This is a genomic window from Mesorhizobium sp. LNHC209A00, from assembly GCF_000502915.1.
Classification (GTDB): domain Bacteria; phylum Pseudomonadota; class Alphaproteobacteria; order Rhizobiales; family Rhizobiaceae; genus Mesorhizobium.
Map to the genome: position 1 here is coordinate 725,582 of NZ_AYWT01000003.1, position 19,687 is coordinate 745,268.

Sequence of the window (19,687 nt, forward strand, 5' to 3'; positions counted from 1 at the left end):
CGGGAAAGGTATTTGGGTCAATTGGCCAGCATCGCATCCAGTCTCAGTCAGTTGAGACGCTCGGTTTTGTCTTCAGCGAACCTGCCGGCGGCGATCGCTTTTGCGGTGCTTGTGATCTGCGCCGTTTTGGCGGACCGTGAAAACAGGATCGTTTCGGACCAACTGGCGCGCGCCGACGTCTTGGCCAAGGTGAACATCATTAGGGCCAAGCTGGAAGGCAACATCAACGGCAATCTCCAGCTTACGCGCGGCCTCGTTTCGGCGATCGTGACCGAGCCCTATATGGGGCAACAGAGGTTTGCGGCCCTGGCCAGCAACCTGTTTGAGCAGGAATCTCAGCTGCGCAACATCGCCGGCGCGCCGGACCTCGTTATCTCGCTAATGTATCCAATGCCCGGCAACGAAAAGGCCATCGGCCTCGATTATCGCAAGAACGATGCCCAACGCACCGCCGCCCTCAGGGCGCGCGACCTGCGGGCGCCCGTGCTGGCCGGTCCGGTCGACCTGGCGCAGGGCGGCCAAGGTTTCATCGGCCGCTTTCCGGTCTTCGTGAAGACGGCGGGCGGCGGCGATCGCTTCTGGGGCATCGTCTCGGTCGTCGTTGACGTCGAGCGCCTCTATAAGGCAAGCGGTCTTTTCGACGGCAATCTCGACATCGAGATCGCGCTGACCGGCAAGGACGGCCTTGGCGGGACGGGTGATCGCTTCTTCGGTGGCGCGAGTGTCACGCGTGCCAACCCGGTGACCGAGACGGTGCATCTGCCGTCCGGTTCCTGGCAGATCGCCGCGATCCCCAGAGGTGGCTGGGCCGCATCGGCGAAGAATGCCTGGGCCTTGCGGGCCATCATGGCATTGGCCGGTGCGCTTGTGGTGCTGCCCATTCTGGTTGCGGGGCGACTGTTCGGCGAGAGGCAAAAAAACTTCGCCGAGCTCAGGCGATTGTCCGGTCGCCTGGAACTCGCGCTGGATGCATCGGGGATCGGTGTCTGGGAGCACAATATTGCCACCAACGAGCTGGTGTGGGACGACCGTGTCAACGAAATCTACGGCAGGCCGGCTGATGGGAAGCCGCGCGGCTATGATGACTGGGCGTCAGCGATTCATCCGCAGGACATCGAACGGGCGCAGCGGGATTTCGATGCGGCGGCGGCGGTAAAGGGCCCTTATTCCTCGCAATACCGGATCGTCCATCCGGATGGCGAGATCCGGCATGTGCGCACCCGCGCGACCTATTTCCAGGAGCGCAACAACACGCCCAGGATGATCGGCGCCGAATGGGACGTGACAAGCGATGTCGTGCTCAACGAAAATCTTGTGCGAGAAAGGCAGTTATCGGAACTGCGGAACGCCGAGCTTGAAGTGGCCAAGGGGCGCATCGAACATGTGGCGCTGCACGATTCGCTCACCGGCCTGCCGAACCGCCGCTATCTCGACGAAATGCTGGCGAAGACCGCCTGTCAGGGTGAACGAACCGCACTCCTGCATATGGATCTCGACCGCTTCAAGCAGATCAACGACACGCTCGGGCACGCGGCCGGCGACGCCATGTTGATGCATGCCTCGAAGGTGATCACGGCCAATGCGGGACGAGCCGACTTCGTCGCGCGCATTGGCGGCGACGAGTTCGTGGTCATTTGTGCCGGGCGCGACGACGCCGAACTCGCCGCACTGGCCGACCGCATCATCGATGAGATGCGGCAACCCGTCGATTTCCGTGGCCACCAGTGCCGGTTCGGCGTTAGCATTGGAATTGCGGCGAATACGGGTGAGGGGCTCGACGCACGGCAACTCCTGGTCAACGCTGATCTCGCCCTTTACCGGGCGAAGAGCCGGGGCCGAAACCGCTACGAGTTCTTCAACGACGAGCTGCAAAGTGAAATCGTGCAGACCAAGCGGACCGCCGACGAGATCCTTGGCGGCCTCGAGCGCAACGAATTCATCGTTTTCTACCAGCCGCAGTTTGACGCCGGAACCTTGGAGATTGTCGGCGTGGAGGCCCTGGCACGCTGGCGGCACCCGACGCGCGGAATCCTGGGCCCCGACGTCTTTCTCAGGGTTGCGGAGGAACTGAACGTCGTCGCGCTGATCGACCGAACGGTCCTCAAAAGGACGTTGATCGACTTTGAGCGCTGGCAGCTTCAGCACCTCGATATTCCACACGTTTCCGTCAACGTCTCGGCACGCCGGCTTGAGGACAAGGACCTCATCGATGGCCTGCGCAAGCTCAACATCCGCGAAGGCACGGTCTCGTTCGAACTTGTCGAGTCCATCTTCCTCGATGAGAATGACGACCTCGTCGCCTGGAACATCGAGCACATCAAGGACCTCGGTATCGACATTGAGATTGACGATTTTGGCACCGGCTACGCCTCGATCGTCAGTCTGCTCAAGCTCCAGCCGCGCCGACTGAAGATTGATCGCCAGCTGATCACACCCGTCACCAGCTCGCTGCCGCAACGGCGTTTGGTGTCATCCATCATCGAGATCGGGAAATCGCTCGGAATCGAAGTGGTGGCCGAGGGCGTCGAGACGATGGAGCATGCGCGCATCTTGAAGGAGCTCGGCTGCGACCTGCTGCAGGGCTACGCGCTCGGGAGACCGATGGACGCCAAGGCCTTGGAACGCTTCGCCCAATCTCGCAAATGGCCGGCCACGGGATAGTCGTCTGGCTCTCACGGAGTTGGCTTGGCGTTGATCTTGCAAGAATGGAAGGTTGTGCGGCTTCCTCGGCTATCCGCCCTAGTCATCTGGAACTCAAGTCCGTTGGATTGTCAGCTGTTCGGCTAGTCGAAGAAGACCGGAGCGATGGCGAACGCAGGCCGGCCGACGGCGTCTCTGGAGACCGGCATATCGCAGCCTGTCGGAGCAAGATTGTTCCGAAAGGGAGGCGGATCAGGACCCGCGCCGCTGCTCAATACAATGGGCCGCCGACCAGCAAAGGATTGCCCAAGCTGATCCGACGCACCATCCTGCAAGTACATCCGTGGGGTAGTGAACGCCGAGATAAATCCGGCTCGTTCCGACCATGATGGTCAGGAACACCGCCAGGGCAACGAAATACCCTTTCACCCGGCGATCAGGACTTGCCTTGGCCAGCAAAGCTCCAAGCGTAAGGAAAGTGACAGCGGACAACATCGCGTGGCCGCTCGGAAAGCTGGCGGTAAAGACCCTGGTGGTGTGGAAAACGTCGGGTCTCTGCCGATCAAAGGCGACCTTCAAAACCGTGCTCAGGGCCTCTCCACCAGCCACCGCGGCGGTGACCAACCACGCGTATCTCCGCTTCTGAGTTATCAGCAGGTAACCTATGGCCGCCAGCGATACAAAACCCAGGAATGCGACGCTGCCCAAGGCCGTGACGTCGCGGCCCATTTCCTCCAGCCACGGCGGCCCGATCAGATTCGTTGGATCATCGGCGCTCCGAAACGCCATGAGCACGGCCCGGTCGAATCCGCTCGTGTCACCCTCGGTAACTTCCTCGGCCAGGAGGCTGAATCCGAGGACAAGGCCGCCAGCCACAAGCAATGAAGCGATCAGCCACATAGAATCGCTGCGAAAGGCTTGCAGAAGGCCGTTTGACGAAGAGGGCGGGTTGAATTCCATCCATTCAAGCTAGGGGGCGACTAAGTCTCGTCAATCATTTCTTCCGCCGAACGCTGCTGAAGCGCCATCAAGTCGCGTTCGATATTATCGAAAGGGTGAAGCGACCGCTCGACGACCACCTTCGACCAATAGTTTTTCTAGGTTCCCGAATGTGGTTCTCACGCCGCAACACTCCAACCGATCCGCGTGGCCTGCAATCGGGAAATTGGGGGGATGTCGATGTTGCTGCCGATTACACCGACTTGTTCCCTAGGCAACGGAGAGTGTCTTCCGTACTGGACCCTCAAAAGCGCTCGATCGAAAATGGCGAGGCAAGGAGGGGCCGCTCCTGTGAGATTGGTGGCGCTCTCTTTGCGTCGGTGCGGGAGTGGCTGAAGAAAAGTACGCCGGCGCTTCGACCGCTTCTTTAGAAGCTATCTAAAAAACGAATCCGGGTTCCTCGTTATAGTGGCCAAGTTTGGCCGACAGGAGGGGCTCGCCACCATCCATGATGACGGGGATGTCTAGAAAATCTCTGCCGCGCTCGCTTATCGTCGTGCCAGGTTTTCAGGCGGCCCTGGGTCACGCCTCGTCCAGCACCCAGCCATCTGGACCCAAACCGAACGAATACTTCGCCGAAGTGGAGAATTGTCTCGCCTGCGGCTGCCAAGCACGACATTCAACGCGTATCCGTGGACGTTCGACGCGGATTATGTTGAACGAGTTCGCTGCGTCGCGACGGCGCGTTGAGACCGCCGTGCCTGCCTGAATGAGCAACGCTGCATATCGCGCTTTCGCGTAACGAACTGTACTGAGATTGGCTTGCTGGAGGTGATGATGCCCCGACAAGATGATGTCGACGCGGCTTTGCGAGAACGCCTCCATAGCCATTTTGGCTCGTCCGACGACTCCGGTCGCATGGCCGAATGTTCGCCCTTCGAACGGGTGATGGGTGACGACTATCTTGGTGGTTTCGTCAGCCAGGCCCGCAAATCGAGCAGTCATGGCAGCAAGCTGGCCGGCATTGATCCTTCCGTCCTTGATTGTAAAGGACCGCGCAGTGTTGATACCGACCACTGCGAGTTCGTCATTGGCATAAAACGGGTCCGTGTCTGCCTGGATAAAGTGCTTGTAGCGAGCAAGAGGCGTGAGCGTTCGCGCGAAGATGTTGAAGAGCGGCACGTCGTGATTGCCGGGCACCACAATTTGTGGGGTCGGAAGCGCATCTAGGAATTCTCGTGCTTGGCAGAATTCTGCCCGGCGAGCTCGTTGGGTCAGATCACCCGATATAACCACCAAATCTGGTTTGCATGCCCGGACCTCGGCGCCGATCGCATCAACTATGCGAGTGTCCGTCGTGCCAAAATGGAGGTCGGACAGGTGCACAAGTGTTTGCAAGAAAATCTCCGCCTTCGGGTTACTTCGTATCCGGCTCCGGGACCGAGAGGACCTTTAGTGCCGCTGGTCGAATTTGAAAGTGCAGCGGCATCTTCATCGTTGTGGCCTCGCCGTCCACCGAAACAAGGGTCTCTCTTCTGTTCGAGATGATCTCGAGTCTTGACGGCCGAAGCAGTTCCAAGTCGCGATGGCGATCGACCAGGCCAAGCGCGATCTTGAACGGCAGCAATGCCAGCCCAAACCACGTTCGCCGCCTGACGACATAGACGCACAGTTCTCGTGAAGACAGGCTTTCGCGGTGCCCAAAATCGCCGACGTCGTAGAAATTGTTGCCGACGAACACGCACGGTGTCAGCACCTGGTCCTCACCCTTGTCGGCGGTGATACGCACAAACTGCCAAGATACCGCCCTCAATGTCCGAACAAGAGCGGGACCGATTGCTGCTAGTTTCCCCGCTCCTCGTCGCTTCTGTTCCGCAGAGCGTTCCGCGACAAAGAAGGGATAGAGACCGATCGACGAGTTGTTCAAGAAAACGCGACCGTTCACCTCCGCGACGTCGACGAGCACCGGACGTCTCGCCGCGATTACATCCATCGCCGCGTCAAGTTCCAGTGGCACGCAGAGGTCCTTCGCAAAGTGATTGAGGGTGCCAAGCGGAAGAACACCCAGGGCCACCTCAGTCCCGGCGAGAACGGCCGCGGCAGAGCTAAGCGTGCCATCCCCGCCGCCGACGACCAGAATGTTTTCACCCGACGTTGTCTTTTGGCCGACGAATTGCGATGCGGCTTCGCTGATCTCGTTGCCCGCGACCAGTCTCACCTCTGCTTCGATTCCCCGCTTCAGCAAGCCGCCATGTACCGTCGTGGCAATGTCGTCGAGTGCGGCGACCGCACCAGCTCCATCGTTGATGAGGACTAGAACTGCCACCTCTGGCACCCCCAAAACACTGCTCCAGTGATCCGCCTCCACCATGCACTTGCATGTTGGCCCGGCTCCTTCCTTGACGGCAGGAGCCGGGTCGGCAGGTGGTTAGTCGTTGTCGCCGCCGTCCTGCTGAATGACCACGGGACGGTTTTGGTGATGACGTTGGACGGAACTCGTCACGGTGACGGCGTCGCGGCGGTTATGGCGGTGGCGCCAGGCATGATCGCCGTTGTCGTAGAACGCCATTTGGCCGTGATGCCGGTGATGAAGGCGACCACCCTCATCATTGTATATGCCGGTGTGGTGCCGCCGGTGGTCGGAACTCGTCAGGATAACGGTGTCGGGGCGGTGGTGGCGGTGGCGCCAGGCATGATCACCGTTGTCGTAGAACGCTATTTGGCGATGATATCGGTGATGAAGACGGCCTCCTTCATCATTGTACAAGACGGCGTTCTCGTGATGCCGGTGATGGGTGGAGATCACCACGTCAGCCTCGGCGGCCGAAGAGATGGTCGGGACTGCCAGACAAAGCGCCAAGGTTCCCAGGATCAAAGCTTTCATGTCGATATTCCTGTCTGCCGAAACGTCATCCCTTCCAGCAAGGAATGATGAACGCTTGCCTTTGTTCCGAAGCGGCGGAAGCAGGCCGTCTCCGGTCCAAAGGCGGCCACACGGGCAGGTCTCCACGCCCGGCCTCATCTCCTTGGTTCGAATTCGAGGTGAAGAGATGTTGCTGTCTCAACTGTGGTGGCTCACGGATGTGGTGCACCCACCGAGCCTCGCGTGATGATCGCGGTCCGCAGGACCAGCCTTTCCGCTGGTTGGATATCGCCTTTCAGCCGGCGGATGAGCAGGTCCGCGACGCTATGGCCAAGTGCATAGACGGGCTGGTCGACAACGGTGATCGGCGGAGTTGTGACACCGGTCCAGTCCGCATCGTGAAAGGTGATCAGCGAAATTTCCTCGGGAATCCTCATACCGCGTTGGCGAATGGTCCGCAGGATTTCCAGTGCAATGACGCTGTCAGAGGCAAGGATCGCGGTGGGTCGGTCTGGCTGGGACAGCAGTTGGTCAGTGATCCTGCGTGTGGCCTCGGCGCTTGTAGCGCCGAGCCGGACGTGGCGCTCGGGTCGATCGACTCCGGCGCCCCCGCACGTGGTGAGAAAGCCATCGATGCGCTCGCGGACCGACGACGTGTAGATTTGCCGGAGGTCAAAGTATTCGTCGCCCTTGGCTTCCACCGCGGTGACATAGGCGATATTGCGATGACCGGCGTCTATGAGCACTCGCGTCGCCTGCATGGCGGCCTCACGGTCGTCAACCGTGACAGTATCGACATCCAGGTCGGGCAGGGCTCGGTCAAGCAGGGCAAGCGGCCGACCGGAACGATGGATGTCGCGCAGATGGCTGATGTCGCGTGACTCCGAGGGTGTCACGATGAGCCCGTCGACACGCTTGCCGATCAATAGCCGTACAGCTGCCTTTTCGGCTTCGATCTTCTCGCCGGAATTCGCCAGAATGACGTTGAAGCCGGCCCCTTTCGCCGCATCGCTGATGCCTCGCACGGCCAGACTGAAGAACGGATTCTCGATGTCGCCGACGACCACCCCAATGATGCCCGATCTTCCGGTCGTCATGCTGCGGGCGAGTTCGTTCGGCCGATAGTCGAGGGCCTTGGCGGCTGCCGTGACGCTCGCACGGACCGGGTCGCTGACCACACCATACCCGCCCAGCACGCGCGCGGCGGTAGCTTTCGAGACGTTTGCCGCTCGCGCAACGTCAGCGACCGTTTTGGGGCGGGCTCTGAATGGGACTTTCGTCATCGTAGAACGACTACAAGAAATGTTGACGGGAGGTCAATCGGGCGGTAGCCTGACTGATGAGACCGGTCTCATTCTGTAGAAACCGGTCTCTTTTGTAGGGCGATGAGCCGCTAAGACCCGCCTGTTGAAGGCGGCTGGAGGGCGGCCGCGAGCGAATGCCAAGAAAACAGACCTTCAGAGTGGAGAGAAGACGTGAACAAGTTTGGAATTCTTAGATGGTTGACGGCGCCGGCCCGGGCTGGCCGAGTGGCGCTTGCAATTGCGTGTGTCGGAGCTGCTTTTGTTTCGCAGGCCACCGCGGCGCAAGACAATCCCTATGGGCTTATCGATGCCAAGGTCATCAGCGTCGGCACGATGGGCGACGCTAAGCCCTACGCCTTCACCCAGGCCGATGGCACTTTCACGGGTTTCGACATCGAACTGTTCCGGAATGTCGCCAGCCGGCTAGGCTTCAAGCCCGATCAGGTGATCTTCACCGGTCAGGAGTTTTCGGCCCTGATGCCTTCGGTCGCCAATGGGCGTTTCGACATCGCGGTCGCTGCGATCGGCACGACCGAAGCGCGCAAGAAGACGGTCGATTTTTCGGACGGCTATCTCGCCGGCTACCTATCCGTTCTCACCGCCGACAAGACGATCACCTCGGCTGACGGACTCAAGGGCAAGCGTCTTGGGGTCGTGCAGGGCACGCTGCAGGAAATCTATGCCGCAAAAAATTTCGCGGGAACCGATCTGGTCAAATTCCCCGACAACAACTCGGCCGTCTCGGCGCTCAACAACGGCACCGTCGATGCTCATTTTCTCGATTACGAGGCGGCCAAGGACTATGGCCAGCGCTACCCGGAGCTGAAGATTGCAGTCAATATCCCATCGTTCGACGCGCCAGCGGGCTTCGTCATTCGCAAGGGCAACGACAAGCTGCGTACTGCGCTGAACACCGCCCTGCATGCAGCCATGCAGGACGGCACGTGGAAGACGCTTTATGAAAAGTGGTTCCCCGGTTCGCCGATGCCCGATCAATACCTTCCCAAGAAGTGACCACCGCAGCCGTCGGCCAGGGTCGGCGGCTGGAAACCTCTCTGACCGCATGATGAGTTCGCACCCGCGCCATGAGAAGGGGCCCGAATGAACTGGCTTGAAAACCTGCGTCGCAGTTTTCTCGACTGGCAAGCCATGGCCGACGTGCTACCCAGCATGATCACCATCGGACTGAAAAACACCTTGGTCCTTGCGGCCGCTTCGACGGTGCTCGGGGTCGCAATAGGCATGGTCCTGGCAATCATGGGCATTTCGCAATCACGTTGGCTGCGCATTCCCGCCCGGATCTATACGGATGTCTTCCGCGGACTTCCGGCGATCGTCACGATCCTGCTGATCGGCCAGGGCTTCGCCCGCATGGGCCGTGAAATCTTCGGCCCTTCGCCTTATCCGCTCGGCATCCTTGCACTGAGCCTGATCGCCGGCGCCTATATCGGAGAGATCTTTCGCTCGGGCATACAGAGCGTCGAACGCGGCCAGATGGAGGCCTGCAGGGCGCTCAGCATGAGTTACGGCCAAGGCATGCGCCTGATCGTGGTTCCGCAAGGCATCCGCCGCGTCCTGCCGGCCCTGGTCAACCAGTTCATAGGCAATGTCAAGGATTCGAGCCTGGTCTATTTCCTCGGCCTGCTCGCATCGGAGCGCGAGATTTTCCGTGTCGGCCAGGATCAGGCGGTGGTCACGGGAAATCTGTCGCCATTGCTCCTGGCTGGCGTTTTCTATCTCGTCATCACCGTACCCTTGACCCATGTGGTCAATCACATCGACAACCGGCTGCGGACTGGAAAGCAAAAAGCTGGCATGGTCACAAGCGGCCTGGCCGAGGTGAGTGAACTGGAAGGCGCCACCAGCAGCGCATCGTCGGAGGCAGGTTTCGGATCCTCGTCGGAGCGTCCCCTGTTCAAGGGCGGCAGTCTCGCCGTCAGCAGGCTGGATATGGCTTATGGCGAGCTCGACGTCCTCAAGAGCGTCAGCCTGACGGTCAAGGCAGGTACGGTCACTTGCATCATCGGTCCCTCGGGTTCGGGTAAGTCGACGCTGTTGCGTTGCCTCAATCGTCTGGTCGAACCCAAGGGCGGCGACGTGTTGCTCGACGGAGCGAGCATCCTGGCGATGAAACCCGAGAAGCTGCGACGGCGGGTCGGGATGGTATTTCAGCACTTCAATCTCTTTCCGGATCATACCGCCCTCGAAAACGTCATGCTGTCTTTGACCAAGGTCAAGGGCATCCCGGCGCATGAAGCTTCGCGCATCGCCGAGGCACGTCTTGCAGATGTCGGCCTTGCCGCACGCAAACACCATCGCCCCGGCAGTCTTTCGGGTGGTCAGCAGCAGCGTGTGGCAATCGCCCGCGCGCTCGCCATGGATCCGGAGGTTATCCTGTTTGACGAAGTGACCAGCGCGCTTGATCCAGAACTGGTCAAGGGGGTCCTCAATCTGATGGCGGACCTTGGCCAGCGCGGCATGACGATGGTCGTCGTGACCCATGAAATGGGGTTTGCCCGCAAGGTTGCGGACCAGGTCGTTTTCATGGACGAAGGCCGCGTCATTGAGGCCGGCACACCCGCAGCGATTTTCGACACACCCAAGAGCACACGCCTAAAGCACTTCCTGGCCGAAGTGCTTTGATCCGAAGCCGAAGAACCAGGACGACACGGTCCACTCGCACGATTCATTCTCCACAGCGAAAGAACATTCCATGCCTACACACCCGGTCTCAAAAGTCGTCGTTGTCGGGGGCGGTATTTTTGGTGTCTCGTCCGCCGTTCATCTGTCGCGGCTCGGCATCGAAACCATCCTCATCAATGATGGACCGCTGGCCAGTGGAGCGTCCGGCCGGTCGCTCGCGTGGCTCAACTCCGCACGCATGCGATCGGCTGAATATCATCAGCTGCGCATGATCGGCATCGACCGGTACCGCACCTTGTCGGCAAAATACCCGGATGCTGCCTGGCTGCGTTTCGACGGTGGTTTGACCTGGGATGCGGACGACGCCTCGAATGAGATCATGGAAGCCTTGGCACATGAAAAGAGCCTCGGATATGACGCGCGCCATTTGCTCGCAGGCGACATTCCTTCGGCTACGCCGGGCATCGCGACAAGCGCGGTCACGCGCCAGGGCGCGATCTTCAATCCGGGTGAAGGCTGGGTCGATCTTCCGTCGTTGATCAAATTGCTGGTTGCGGAATTCGTGGAGCGGGGCGGTCAGCTCGTCACTGACGCGGGGCGCGCAACGGTGACACTTGCCACGGGGCGCACCACTGGCGTCGCGACGGAGAGGGGCGCCACGTTTGCTGCCGATGCGGTCCTCTTGGCAACGGGCAGCGAGGTCCCGCGCACGGTGGCGCAAACCGGGCAGTATATCCCGGACGGAACGCCGATCGCATTACTGGTCAGGACCAAGCCTGTCGCCTTTCCACTTCGGGCGGTGCTCAACACGCCGCGGGTCGCTGTTCGCCCGACGCCGGACGGAGCTCTCGTACTCGATTCCGCATGGTCCGAAGAAGAGGTAATCGTCAATCCCGACGGCACGTATGGCGTGAAGGCTTCGACCCTCCAGGGGCTTCTCGACGAAGCCTCGAAGGTGCTTGAGGGCAATCCGGAGCTGGAGTTGGAGAGCTACGGCGTCGGTCCCAAGCCGATCCCGGGCGATGGCGAGCCGGTATTTGGTCGGCTGAAGGGCACTGAGGGATATTACGTTGCCTTCAGTCACAGCGGCGCGACGCTCGGACTGATCGCTGGCGAACTGCTTGCAGGCGAGATGGCCACGGGAAACGAACATCCCTTGTTGGCCAAATTCCGCCCAACCCGGTTCGGTTGAGGAAGCGTCGAATATGCTAGTCGACTGTCAACTCTTGAGGGCCGGCAACGATCTTGTCTGTTAATCCTGCGTGAAAAACTCTTGCCGGCGATCGCTGGGCCGCGACCCTGATGATGGCGCGGTCGTGCATCTGGTGTTGGCGAACCTGTTGGCTCTGCGCGGACAGAGCCGTCAGAACAAGCGCGCTGTCTAGGTGTGAGCGAAGCCTCCATTTTTTGCTGCCCCTCCGGCCTTATAGTCGAGGCAGCTTCCGGCCGCTTTGACTATCGACGCTGAGCGCGACCCTTTGCGCCGCTTGCGAGAAAGGAAAGCGCACAGCGTCCTGGTTGTTCAGACCACAGGCGCGTCGAGTGACGGAAATCCTTGCCGAGGAACTCATTCGCGGCAATTCGAAATGGCCTAGGATCGATGGATCGTTTGCACGTTTGTACGGGCGCACGAGGGTGAAGGTGAGAAAGCAAAATCAGAGCTGGTGTAGGCTAGTCCCGGGGCTGCAGCTCCACCACCGAGCGTAAGACCTGGAACCCCACCGGGGGTTCCGAGGTCGCAACCCGGGAACAAGCTGGACCGTCCTGCGTTGGACAGCCAATGGAACAGCTTGGATCAGATTTGGCGGCGATGGCGCAACCTGGCTACTGGTTGGCTATGGTGTTTTTGTTCATCCCTTACGCAATCGGCGTGTTGTTGCTGATCAGGTCGTGCCACTGCCTTTGACTTGATCCGCCGGCCTTGAGTTCCAGAGCGCCAGCTGCGCGACTGACCGAGTTTGCGATCTTATGTCGGAATCAGCCAGGTCGCGTGACGCGCGGTCCGAGGTCTTCTTGAAGAGCTATCCGCACTCATCCGAAGACCCCAATTCCACATTGTTGGGGACTTGTGTCAGGCCGTGAGAATTGATCGAGTACCTGCGTCTATTGGCACTATGCCGCCTGCGCAGGCTCATCGAGGTCGAACTCGACAATCTGTCCTCGATCGATCGCAGCTCTGGCGATGAGCGTTGCCAATTCACGATCAGAAGCGAGGCATTCCCGGAAAACCGTTCGTATCGCCACCACGGCAGCCGATACTGACAGCGGCCAAGGTTTGCCTCTCCTGCACTCAATATAGTGCTGAACAAGATAGTCGAGATCGCGGCGCTTCTGGCTCATCGCTGCCTCCGTTCCTGGGGAATTTACAGGAGTGAGGCTCGCCCGCACTTAGATTTGTTAAAAGGACCCAATTTGTTTTGCTCGGGAACAATTCAGCCTAGGTGCTTGGCCAAGGAGAAGGTCGATCGTCTGATGGAAGCTCACGCCCCGGCGGCATTGTCCGGCACGTTGCCGCTTCGTATCACCGTCTGCTAACACTGGTAAGGATTTCTGGTGGCCCTGTATTCCGATTCCCAAGGCAGCATCTCGAAGTCAGGCTGATATCCGGACGCTCTGTAGTCGTCCTGCGATAGGTAACTGCACCGAGTTCCCTCTCTCACGCAGACAAAGGCGGGAACGCCCGGGCACCGGTAAAGGCCAACTATGTGCAAAACGGAACTCCTCATTGTCGTAGGCTTTTCATAGCCTGCGACAATCGTCTCCATCTATTTTGATGAAACCGTCGTTCGCATGCGTTGAACCGCATCGAAGAACCGGACGACCTCAGTGCGCGCCCGGTCTGTGTCATGGCCGCGTTCAATCGCGACTGACAACAGATGCTTAGCCGTTTCGTCCCAAAGCACGGCCGCTTCGTCATTCGGAAGCCGAGCTATTGCGTCGGCGACGATCCTAACTGAGGAAAGCTCTCGGCTTACGGGAAAGGCAGACACTGACATGGGTTGAACCGTTCGAGCCTGACACACCCGCGCGGGTTTCAGTCGGCGGGACCAGGCTAAAACAACAGTCTCCGCCAGAACACCTCTGCTCGACGACTTTCCACCGATTTCGTCAACCAATTGCAGCTTCGAGGCCTGCTCGTGCTCAGGAACACGCACGCCGGGCCGCCACCAAAAGGCATACAGCGGTCGCCAGCGAAATTGAGCCGGGATCATCGGCAGGGCGAAGCCCTTTCGCGGTGAGGAGGATTTGCGGCGCACTTCGCTTTTCAGAGAAGATCACATGAATGACCTCACCATGCGGGCGAGGGAGAGACTTACGATTTCACGCAACCAAGTCAGTTTGTCGGCATTGATACCTGGACGCGCCGGAGGACGCCCATGCTACATTGTAGCGTGCCCCGCGAATTTGAGATCGGTGACGAGGTCGCGTTGACGGGCACCGTTACCTCGATACTGCCGAGCGGACGCGCCCAAGTAAGCATTTCGTCGTATGGTCAACCCTATTCGGTTGACCCGCCACCCAAAACGCGCGCTGGAGATGAGGTGGTTCTCGTCGGGGATATCATCCGCATCGATCGCCAAGCCGACAAATTGACAGTGCGGATTGACTGCGGGGGCATAATCACTGTCGGACACTCTGCGATTGCCAGATTGAGAAGGCACCGTCGGCCCGCGTCGCGCTGACACTCACGCGAAGCTTGCGGGACGTCGCATGGCCTCGTTAGAGGCCTGCGGCGGTTCGCAGGTGGCCACAGTCCGCAAGCGCTAACTTTGTTCGTTGGGCTCACCAGTTTGTGCGGTACCCGCCTCCGGAAAGGAGCGGCGTCGGGGTTGGCCTGTTGGCGAGAGACGGCCCTGCTCACGGCCTATTTGTTTGCCAAATTTGTACGCCAGGCAAAGGGCACTGAATTGAACGAGTAAGCGTATCATGGAGGTCCTCCTTTCTCGTCATCAAACCAGCCCTGTGCGTTTAGGTTCCAGTTCAGTTTGGCCGAACGTCTGCCGCCGGCAGACAACATTCTCGTCAACGACCCGGCTCCAATCATACGCCAGCGCCGGCGACGTTTGATGGTACGGGTTCCTGCCATCCCGATCAAAGGCGGCCGGTGTTCAAACTCCACCCGGAAGGCCGGCTATTCCAAATGCAATCGCTGCTTTATTCGGCCGGTCTCTCTCGGTGGAAACAGTGCGGCTCAAAGCTCGTGCTATGGGAGCGCCTATCCCGGTCTGGGACATCGCCGATGACGAAAGGGTTTGAGTGCTGACCGTAGTCGCCCAAAGCGGCGTCCGCGTCTTGGGCGGCTAAGGCGCCGAGATGGCGCCGGCCCTCGACACGAACGAATGCGATTGCAGATCAGGCCGATATTGCACAGGTCCGCACGGCGGTCACTTCTGCATGATCGACAGCGGCGCCAAAAGTTATTTGCGCAATAGCCTTGTCGAACGCTCGTCCGCGCCCTCCCGAGGTAAAGCGTGGAGAGAGATTCAGCACAAGTGCGATGCTGCGAAAGCCACCTCCGCCGTCCGGCGAAGGTGGCTTGATGCGTGCTTGCTTCAGGCTGGGCCGTATTCTTACAGAGATTGCAGCCGCGCGATATCCTGAGCTGTTGCAGCCCTCTCCACGATCGTGCGCCCTGCCGCGTCCTTCACTTCGAGACGGCCATTTTCGATCTCTTCCTTGGTGCCGTCGGGATGAGTGACTTCAGTTTTGTCATCCGAGACTTCAACCTTGTCGCCGGCGGCGTCGACATGCTCCTGCCCATGATGACCCTTGTCGTGACCGCCGTCGTCGTCCCCTGCGCCACCGTCGTGGCCACCGGACGCGGAGCCGCCGCCAGACCCTGAGTTGCCGCCGTGGTCTCCATCGCCGCCAGAACCGGAGTTGCCGCCATGGCCCTCACCACCTCCGCCGCTGCCGCCTTCGCTCTCGGCATAGGCGGCGGCTGGCCGCAGCTTCCCCGAGCCGACAAAGCTGACCTGATAGGGCGCAACAACCAGAACCAATGCGGCTGACGCCCGCAGAGCCAGCGGCGCTATGCCGGTGAAGGTCAATTTCTGCATGATAGATCTCCTCCTCTTGTACATAGAGGGAACGCGGAGGGGGCGCAGATATTCCCGCTCGAGCCGCGGAAAGGCGCGTGCAGGACCGTTGCGGCGATGTTACCGGCCTACTGGCTTGCACACCCCAGACTTAAGTCTGGCAGCAGATTACCGCACGCCCGTCCGCTTTCGTGGTTTGCCTGCCATTCCCAATGCCAATTTCGAATTGGCAAAACCTGAGGTCCCAGGCGAGATTGCCAGCGCCTCTCATCGTGGGGTGTCGCCGAAGTCAATTCGAAGCAACGGCTGGAATTGGCTTATCGTAGCGATCATGGCGCCGCCTTCGGGTTCACACGGCCAATCTTACGATTTGCGCAAGGGTCGGGGTGGAGCTGCCGGCCCGAGACCGTTCAGCGGCCAGGTCCGCAGGGTGAGTTGCGCAGCCCATCGTTCGGCAAAGCCATGGCTAGGATTTCGAGGTGATGCTTGCTCCCGCTGCATGACAGGCAGACGGGCTCATGACAAAGTGCGCACTTGCTCGATGGCTTGGCGCAGACGTCGGATTCCCGCTTCGCTATCGGCCTTGTTGCAGGCGGCATAGCCAAGCACTAGGCCATTTCCGGAGGATGACCAGTAATATTTCGAAAGCGGCGATGCGTTGACACCGAGTTTGTCGGCGCATTGCACGACCGCCCGATCGTCGCAACTTTCGTGAAGCCAAGCAACGACCTGGATTCCGGCTTCCGCCGCCGAAAGGGTCATGTGATCGGCCAATTCGGTCTGGCACAATTCGTAGAAAAGCTTGCGGCGCTCGGCGTAGATGCGGCGCATGCGCTTGAGGTGGCGGGTCATGTGCCCTTCATCGATGAAATCGGCCAGCGCCGCCTGCAGCAGGAGTGGTGCGAACTGCCCAGTGGTGCTCAGCGCATGCGGAATGCCCTCGCACAAGGCGGCGGGCAAGACCATGAAGCCCAGCCTGAGCGCCGGAAACAGCAGCTTGGCAAAGGTGCCGACATAGATGACCCGGTCGGCGTAATCCATGCTCTGTATGGCGGGGACCGGCCTTCCCTGAAATCTGTACTCACCGTCGAAATCATCTTCGATGATCCACGAATTGTTGCGCTCGGCGATCTCGAACAGCCGCAGCCGCTGGTCCATGCGCATCGTGATCCCCAAGGGATGCTGGCAGGCGGGCGTCACATAGATCAGGCGCGGTGAAACCTCGGGCTGGTTCATCTGCCAGCCGTCGCGGTCGACCACAAGCGGCACAATATTGGCGCCAGCGACGGTGAAGGTCGCCCTGGCCGCGTAGTAGCCCGGTTCCTCCAGCCAGACCGTGTCGCCGGGATCGAGCAGCAGACGCGCCAGCAAATCGAACGCCGCCTGCGCCCCCGTCGTTATGACGATCTGTTCGGGAGAACACCGCACCCCCCTGGCCGAGATCAGGTAGCCGGCAATCGCCTCCTTGAGCGCCGGCAGGCCGGTCACATGATAGGTGCCGAACAACATGTCGGCGCCAAACGTTGCCCGGCGTGCAAGCAGCCTGCCCCAGACGCCAAACGGAAAGTTCTGCGGGTCCGGCATGCCCGGATGAAAGGCAAAGCGCCCCGGCGCTCCATGATGGAAGGGTTGCCGCATGAGGCTCTCGCCGCGCCTCGAAAGCGGACGGTGGATTGCCATGGCCGTGGGTTTGCCGCCTTGATCGGTCGAGTTCACGGGCAGGTCGATGACCACCGGTCGCGCGCCCTGCCGGCTCGCAAGATAACCTTCCGTAGCGAGTTGGTCATACGCGGCGACGATGGTGTTACGGGCGAGACCCAAATCCTCAGCCAGCGCGCGCGACGAGGGCAATTCCGATCCGGGCGCCAGACGACGCTCACGGATCATCGCGCCAATCTGACGATAGAGCTGGCGATGGATCGGTTCATCAATTGCCCGATCGATGATCAGCGCGTCCATCGGAAAGCCTTGGCGCTTGCGCCTCGATATCTGCATCGGAAAATGCCTCGCGGTATGAGAGCGGATCGAGCTTAGACGAGCGCCGCGGCGAGTGAAACTGGCACCTTCACTTCTCACCGAACTGGCTCTCGCGATGGAGACAGATCGGCGCTTAAATGAAAACAAGAGGGAATGACGGGCCCAGACAGACCGCAAGACGCCTCACCGACCTGATTGGTTTCGACGAGGCACCGCCAGCAAATGCCCCCGGCCTGTCCGATGAGGAACGATGATGGCTGTCCGCATAGGCATAAATCCGATCACATGGAGCAATGACGATGTGCCCGCGCTGGGCGGGGATACGCCACTCGAGGTGTGCCTTTCCGAAACGGCCGAAGCCGGCTACGCGGGAACGGAACTCGGCGGCAAGTTCCCGCGTGCCAGCAAGGACCTGGACGCGGTTCTCGCGACCTACGGCCTTAAGCTGGTCTCGGGCTGGTACGATGGCCGGATCTGCGAAAAGGAGGTCGAGGAGGAATTCGACGCCATCCTCCCGCATCTGACGCTGCTGCGCGACCTCGGCGCCAAGCACGTCGTCTACGCCGATACGTCGCGCGGCCGCCATGGCGCCATTCACGATCCAATCTCGCAGCGTCCCAAGCTTGCTGAAGACGAGTGGGAGTCCTACGGCAAAAAGATAACGCGACTGGCTGAACGGTTCGCCGATTTTGGCGTTAGCATGGCCTTTCACCACCACATGGGGACCATCGTCGAGACGGATCACGAGATCGGCAGGCTGATGGCCGGTTCGGGGCAAGCCGTCGGCCTGCTCTATGACACCGGCCATTGCGTGTTCTCCGGCGGCGATCCCGAGACGTTGCTGCGGCATCACCTCGGCCGCGTCGTTCACGTGCATTGCAAGGATGTGCGGCCCGATGTGCTGAAGCGCGCTCGCGCCCTGGATATGAGCTTCATGGGCGCGGTGATGGAAGGCATCTTCACAGTGCCCGGCGATGGGTCCATCGACTATTCGACGCTTTTGGGCATGCTTGCCGACAATGGCTATAGCGGCTGGCTGGTGGTCGAGGCCGAACAGGATCCGAGTAAGGCCCATCCCCTTACCTATGCGAAGATGGGCTATCGCAACCTGCGCGACCTGGCCCTCGGAGCCGGTTTCGAGGTCGACGAACGGGAGAATTGATACGCTTGGGGCGCGCTGGGGAGCGGCAATGAGTTCTGTCCTGTACCAAAATGTGGTCAAGAACTACGGCGCGCTGAACGTCTTGCGCTCGCTTGACCTTGCCGTTCCCGACCACATGTTCCTGGCCCTGCTCGGTCCTTCGGGTTGCGGCAAGACGACGGCGTTGCGCATCCTTGCCGGTCTCGACATGCCGAGCGCGGGCAAGCTCTTCATCGGCGAGCGTGAGGTGACCCGGCTGCAGCCGCGCGACCGCGACATCGCCATGGTCTTCCAGAGCTATGCGCTCTATCCGCAGATGACTGTCGGTGAGAATATCGGCTATCCCTTATGGATTCGCGGCATGCCGGATGCCTCGCGCCGAGCCAAGATCGACGAGGTCGCCGCGGTCCTCGAGATCGGCCACCTGCTCGATCGCCGGCCGCGCCAGCTCTCGGGCGGGCAGAGGCAGCGCGTGGCGCTTGCGCGCGCCATTGTTCGCGATCCGGCCGCTTTCCTGATGGACGAGCCGCTGTCGAATCTTGACGCACGCCTGCGCCTGACCATGCGCGGCGAGATCAAACGGCTTTGCCAGCGGCTTGGCGCAACCACCCTCTATGTCACGCACGATCAGGTAGAGGCCTTGACCATGGCCGACTTCGTAGCGGTCATGCACGCCGGTGAACTGCAGCAGATGGCGCCGCCGGGCGATATCTACGACCGCCCAGCCAACCGTTTCGTCGCCACCTTCGTCGGCAACCCGCCGATGAACATTCTGCCGGTCGCGCTTGCCGAACAATGCATCGAGGTCGGCGGAGCATTGGTTCCGATAGAGGCGCCGCGGCTGGCGGCATGCCGCGCCGCCGGGGCGGTCGAGATCGGACTGCGGCCGGAAGACATGAGTGTTGCGGCACCCGGCACCCGGGCCGCGCTGCCCGGCGAGATCTATGTCGTCGAACCGATGGGCAACGAGACCTTGGTCAATGTCCGCATCGGCAGCGGCAATGTTTCGGTCCGTGCAGGCCGCGACTTCAGGGGCACGGTGGGCGCCAACATCGGGCTCACTTTCGATGTGTCGAATGCATGCTTCTTCAATTCCGCCGGCCTGACGGCCGTCCATAGGGTCAACAGTGATGGAGAGTGA

General features: G+C 60.5%; 15 protein-coding genes. 7 read left to right on the forward strand and 8 right to left on the reverse strand.

Annotated features, from left to right (window positions below):
- The first annotated feature begins 51 nt into the window (after nucleotides 1–51).
- Complete coding sequence (locus X739_RS154930) at nucleotides 52–2,661, forward strand: EAL domain-containing protein (RefSeq protein ID WP_198026137.1); 2,610 nt, start codon at nucleotides 52–54, stop codon at nucleotides 2,659–2,661.
- 231 nt (nucleotides 2,662–2,892) lie between these two features.
- Here the strand turns inward: X739_RS154930 and X739_RS154925 are convergent, their stop codons facing one another.
- From X739_RS154925 to X739_RS154915, 3 genes are all read right to left on the reverse strand, one after another.
- Entirely contained in the window at nucleotides 2,893–3,600 is a 708-nt protein-coding gene (locus X739_RS154925) for a phosphatase PAP2 family protein (RefSeq protein ID WP_023773538.1), read from the reverse strand.
- Between the two features lie 561 nt (nucleotides 3,601–4,161).
- Nucleotides 4,162–4,977, reverse strand: coding sequence for a metallophosphoesterase (locus X739_RS154920; protein ID WP_023794344.1), 816 nt, complete (start codon nucleotides 4,975–4,977; stop codon nucleotides 4,162–4,164).
- 19 nt (nucleotides 4,978–4,996) lie between these two features.
- On the reverse strand, nucleotides 4,997–5,950 hold the full coding sequence (locus X739_RS154915) for a diacylglycerol kinase family protein (protein ID WP_023794346.1): 954 nt from the start codon (nucleotides 5,948–5,950) through the stop codon (nucleotides 4,997–4,999).
- A 108-nt stretch (nucleotides 5,951–6,058) separates the two neighbouring features.
- Between X739_RS154915 and X739_RS1000000169245 the strand changes: the two genes are divergently transcribed.
- Nucleotides 6,059–6,511 carry a hypothetical protein gene (locus X739_RS1000000169245; RefSeq protein ID WP_156939843.1) on the forward strand — a complete coding sequence of 151 codons (453 nt, stop codon included), beginning with the start codon at nucleotides 6,059–6,061 and terminating at the stop codon, nucleotides 6,509–6,511.
- A gap of 143 nt (nucleotides 6,512–6,654) precedes the next feature.
- Here X739_RS1000000169245 and X739_RS154910 read toward each other — a convergent pair whose 3' ends face one another.
- The gene (locus X739_RS154910; protein WP_023794351.1) at nucleotides 6,655–7,725 is read right to left on the reverse strand and encodes a LacI family DNA-binding transcriptional regulator; all 1,071 of its coding nucleotides are present in this window, start codon (nucleotides 7,723–7,725) and stop codon (nucleotides 6,655–6,657) included.
- A gap of 246 nt (nucleotides 7,726–7,971) precedes the next feature.
- Here X739_RS154910 and X739_RS154905 point away from each other — a divergent pair, with 246 nt between their 5' ends.
- The 3 genes from X739_RS154905 (at nucleotide 7,972) to X739_RS154895 (ending at nucleotide 11,581) form a co-directional block, all read left to right on the forward strand.
- Nucleotides 7,972–8,760 (forward strand): ABC transporter substrate-binding protein, encoded by a 789-nt coding sequence (locus X739_RS154905; protein WP_245273830.1) that lies wholly within the window; start codon nucleotides 7,972–7,974, stop codon nucleotides 8,758–8,760.
- Nucleotides 8,761–8,847: 87 nt separating this feature from the next.
- Nucleotides 8,848–10,389, forward strand: coding sequence for an amino acid ABC transporter permease/ATP-binding protein (locus X739_RS1000000171155; protein ID WP_023794355.1), 1,542 nt, complete (start codon nucleotides 8,848–8,850; stop codon nucleotides 10,387–10,389).
- A 70-nt stretch (nucleotides 10,390–10,459) separates the two neighbouring features.
- Nucleotides 10,460–11,581 (forward strand): FAD-binding oxidoreductase, encoded by a 1,122-nt coding sequence (locus tag X739_RS154895; protein ID WP_023794357.1) that lies wholly within the window; start codon nucleotides 10,460–10,462, stop codon nucleotides 11,579–11,581.
- Between the two features lie 920 nt (nucleotides 11,582–12,501).
- Here X739_RS154895 and X739_RS154890 read toward each other — a convergent pair.
- The 4 genes from X739_RS154890 to X739_RS154880 all read right to left on the reverse strand — a co-directional run bounded on the left by X739_RS154890 (nucleotide 12,502) and on the right by X739_RS154880 (nucleotide 17,423).
- Entirely contained in the window at nucleotides 12,502–12,729 is a 228-nt protein-coding gene (locus tag X739_RS154890; protein ID WP_023773548.1) for a hypothetical protein, read from the reverse strand.
- Nucleotides 12,730–13,154: 425 nt separating this feature from the next.
- Nucleotides 13,155–13,601 carry a DUF6074 family protein gene (locus X739_RS1000000171345; protein ID WP_348625751.1) on the reverse strand — a complete coding sequence of 149 codons (447 nt, stop codon included), beginning with the start codon at nucleotides 13,599–13,601 and terminating at the stop codon, nucleotides 13,155–13,157.
- A gap of 1,359 nt (nucleotides 13,602–14,960) precedes the next feature.
- Nucleotides 14,961–15,449 carry a hypothetical protein gene (locus X739_RS154885; protein ID WP_023773550.1) on the reverse strand — a complete coding sequence of 163 codons (489 nt, stop codon included), beginning with the start codon at nucleotides 15,447–15,449 and terminating at the stop codon, nucleotides 14,961–14,963.
- Between the two features lie 495 nt (nucleotides 15,450–15,944).
- Nucleotides 15,945–17,423 (reverse strand): PLP-dependent aminotransferase family protein, encoded by a 1,479-nt coding sequence (locus tag X739_RS154880; protein ID WP_023794363.1) that lies wholly within the window; start codon nucleotides 17,421–17,423, stop codon nucleotides 15,945–15,947.
- Between the two features lie 235 nt (nucleotides 17,424–17,658).
- On the opposite strand from X739_RS154880, the gene iolE reads away from it, so the two are divergent.
- The gene (gene iolE / locus X739_RS154875) at nucleotides 17,659–18,567 is read left to right on the forward strand and encodes a myo-inosose-2 dehydratase (RefSeq protein ID WP_023781579.1); all 909 of its coding nucleotides are present in this window, start codon (nucleotides 17,659–17,661) and stop codon (nucleotides 18,565–18,567) included.
- Nucleotides 18,568–18,595: 28 nt separating this feature from the next.
- Nucleotides 18,596–19,687, forward strand: a complete 1,092-nt coding sequence (locus tag X739_RS154870) for an ABC transporter ATP-binding protein (protein WP_023781580.1) — start codon at nucleotides 18,596–18,598, stop codon at nucleotides 19,685–19,687.

Excerpts from the sequence above, each read along its gene's own strand:
- X739_RS154895 (WP_023794357.1), top strand. The coding sequence starts at position 10,460 with ATGCCTACACACCCGGTCTCAAAAGTCGTCGTTGTCGGGGGCGGTATT.
- X739_RS154890 (WP_023773548.1), bottom strand. The coding sequence starts at position 12,729 with ATGAGCCAGAAGCGCCGCGATCTCGACTATCTTGTTCAGCACTATATT.
- X739_RS154915 (WP_023794346.1), bottom strand. The coding sequence starts at position 5,950 with ATGGTGGAGGCGGATCACTGGAGCAGTGTTTTGGGGGTGCCAGAGGTG.
- X739_RS1000000169245 (WP_156939843.1), top strand. The coding sequence starts at position 6,059 with ATGACGTTGGACGGAACTCGTCACGGTGACGGCGTCGCGGCGGTTATG.
- X739_RS154925 (WP_023773538.1), bottom strand. The coding sequence starts at position 3,600 with ATGGAATTCAACCCGCCCTCTTCGTCAAACGGCCTTCTGCAAGCCTTT.
- X739_RS1000000171155 (WP_023794355.1), top strand. The coding sequence starts at position 8,848 with ATGAACTGGCTTGAAAACCTGCGTCGCAGTTTTCTCGACTGGCAAGCC.
- X739_RS154910 (WP_023794351.1), bottom strand. The coding sequence starts at position 7,725 with ATGACGAAAGTCCCATTCAGAGCCCGCCCCAAAACGGTCGCTGACGTT.
- iolE (WP_023781579.1), top strand. The coding sequence starts at position 17,659 with ATGGCTGTCCGCATAGGCATAAATCCGATCACATGGAGCAATGACGAT.
- X739_RS154885 (WP_023773550.1), bottom strand. The coding sequence starts at position 15,449 with ATGCAGAAATTGACCTTCACCGGCATAGCGCCGCTGGCTCTGCGGGCG.
- X739_RS1000000171345 (WP_348625751.1), bottom strand. The coding sequence starts at position 13,601 with ATGATCCCGGCTCAATTTCGCTGGCGACCGCTGTATGCCTTTTGGTGG.
- X739_RS154870 (WP_023781580.1), top strand. The coding sequence starts at position 18,596 with ATGAGTTCTGTCCTGTACCAAAATGTGGTCAAGAACTACGGCGCGCTG.
- X739_RS154880 (WP_023794363.1), bottom strand. The coding sequence starts at position 17,423 with ATGCAGATATCGAGGCGCAAGCGCCAAGGCTTTCCGATGGACGCGCTG.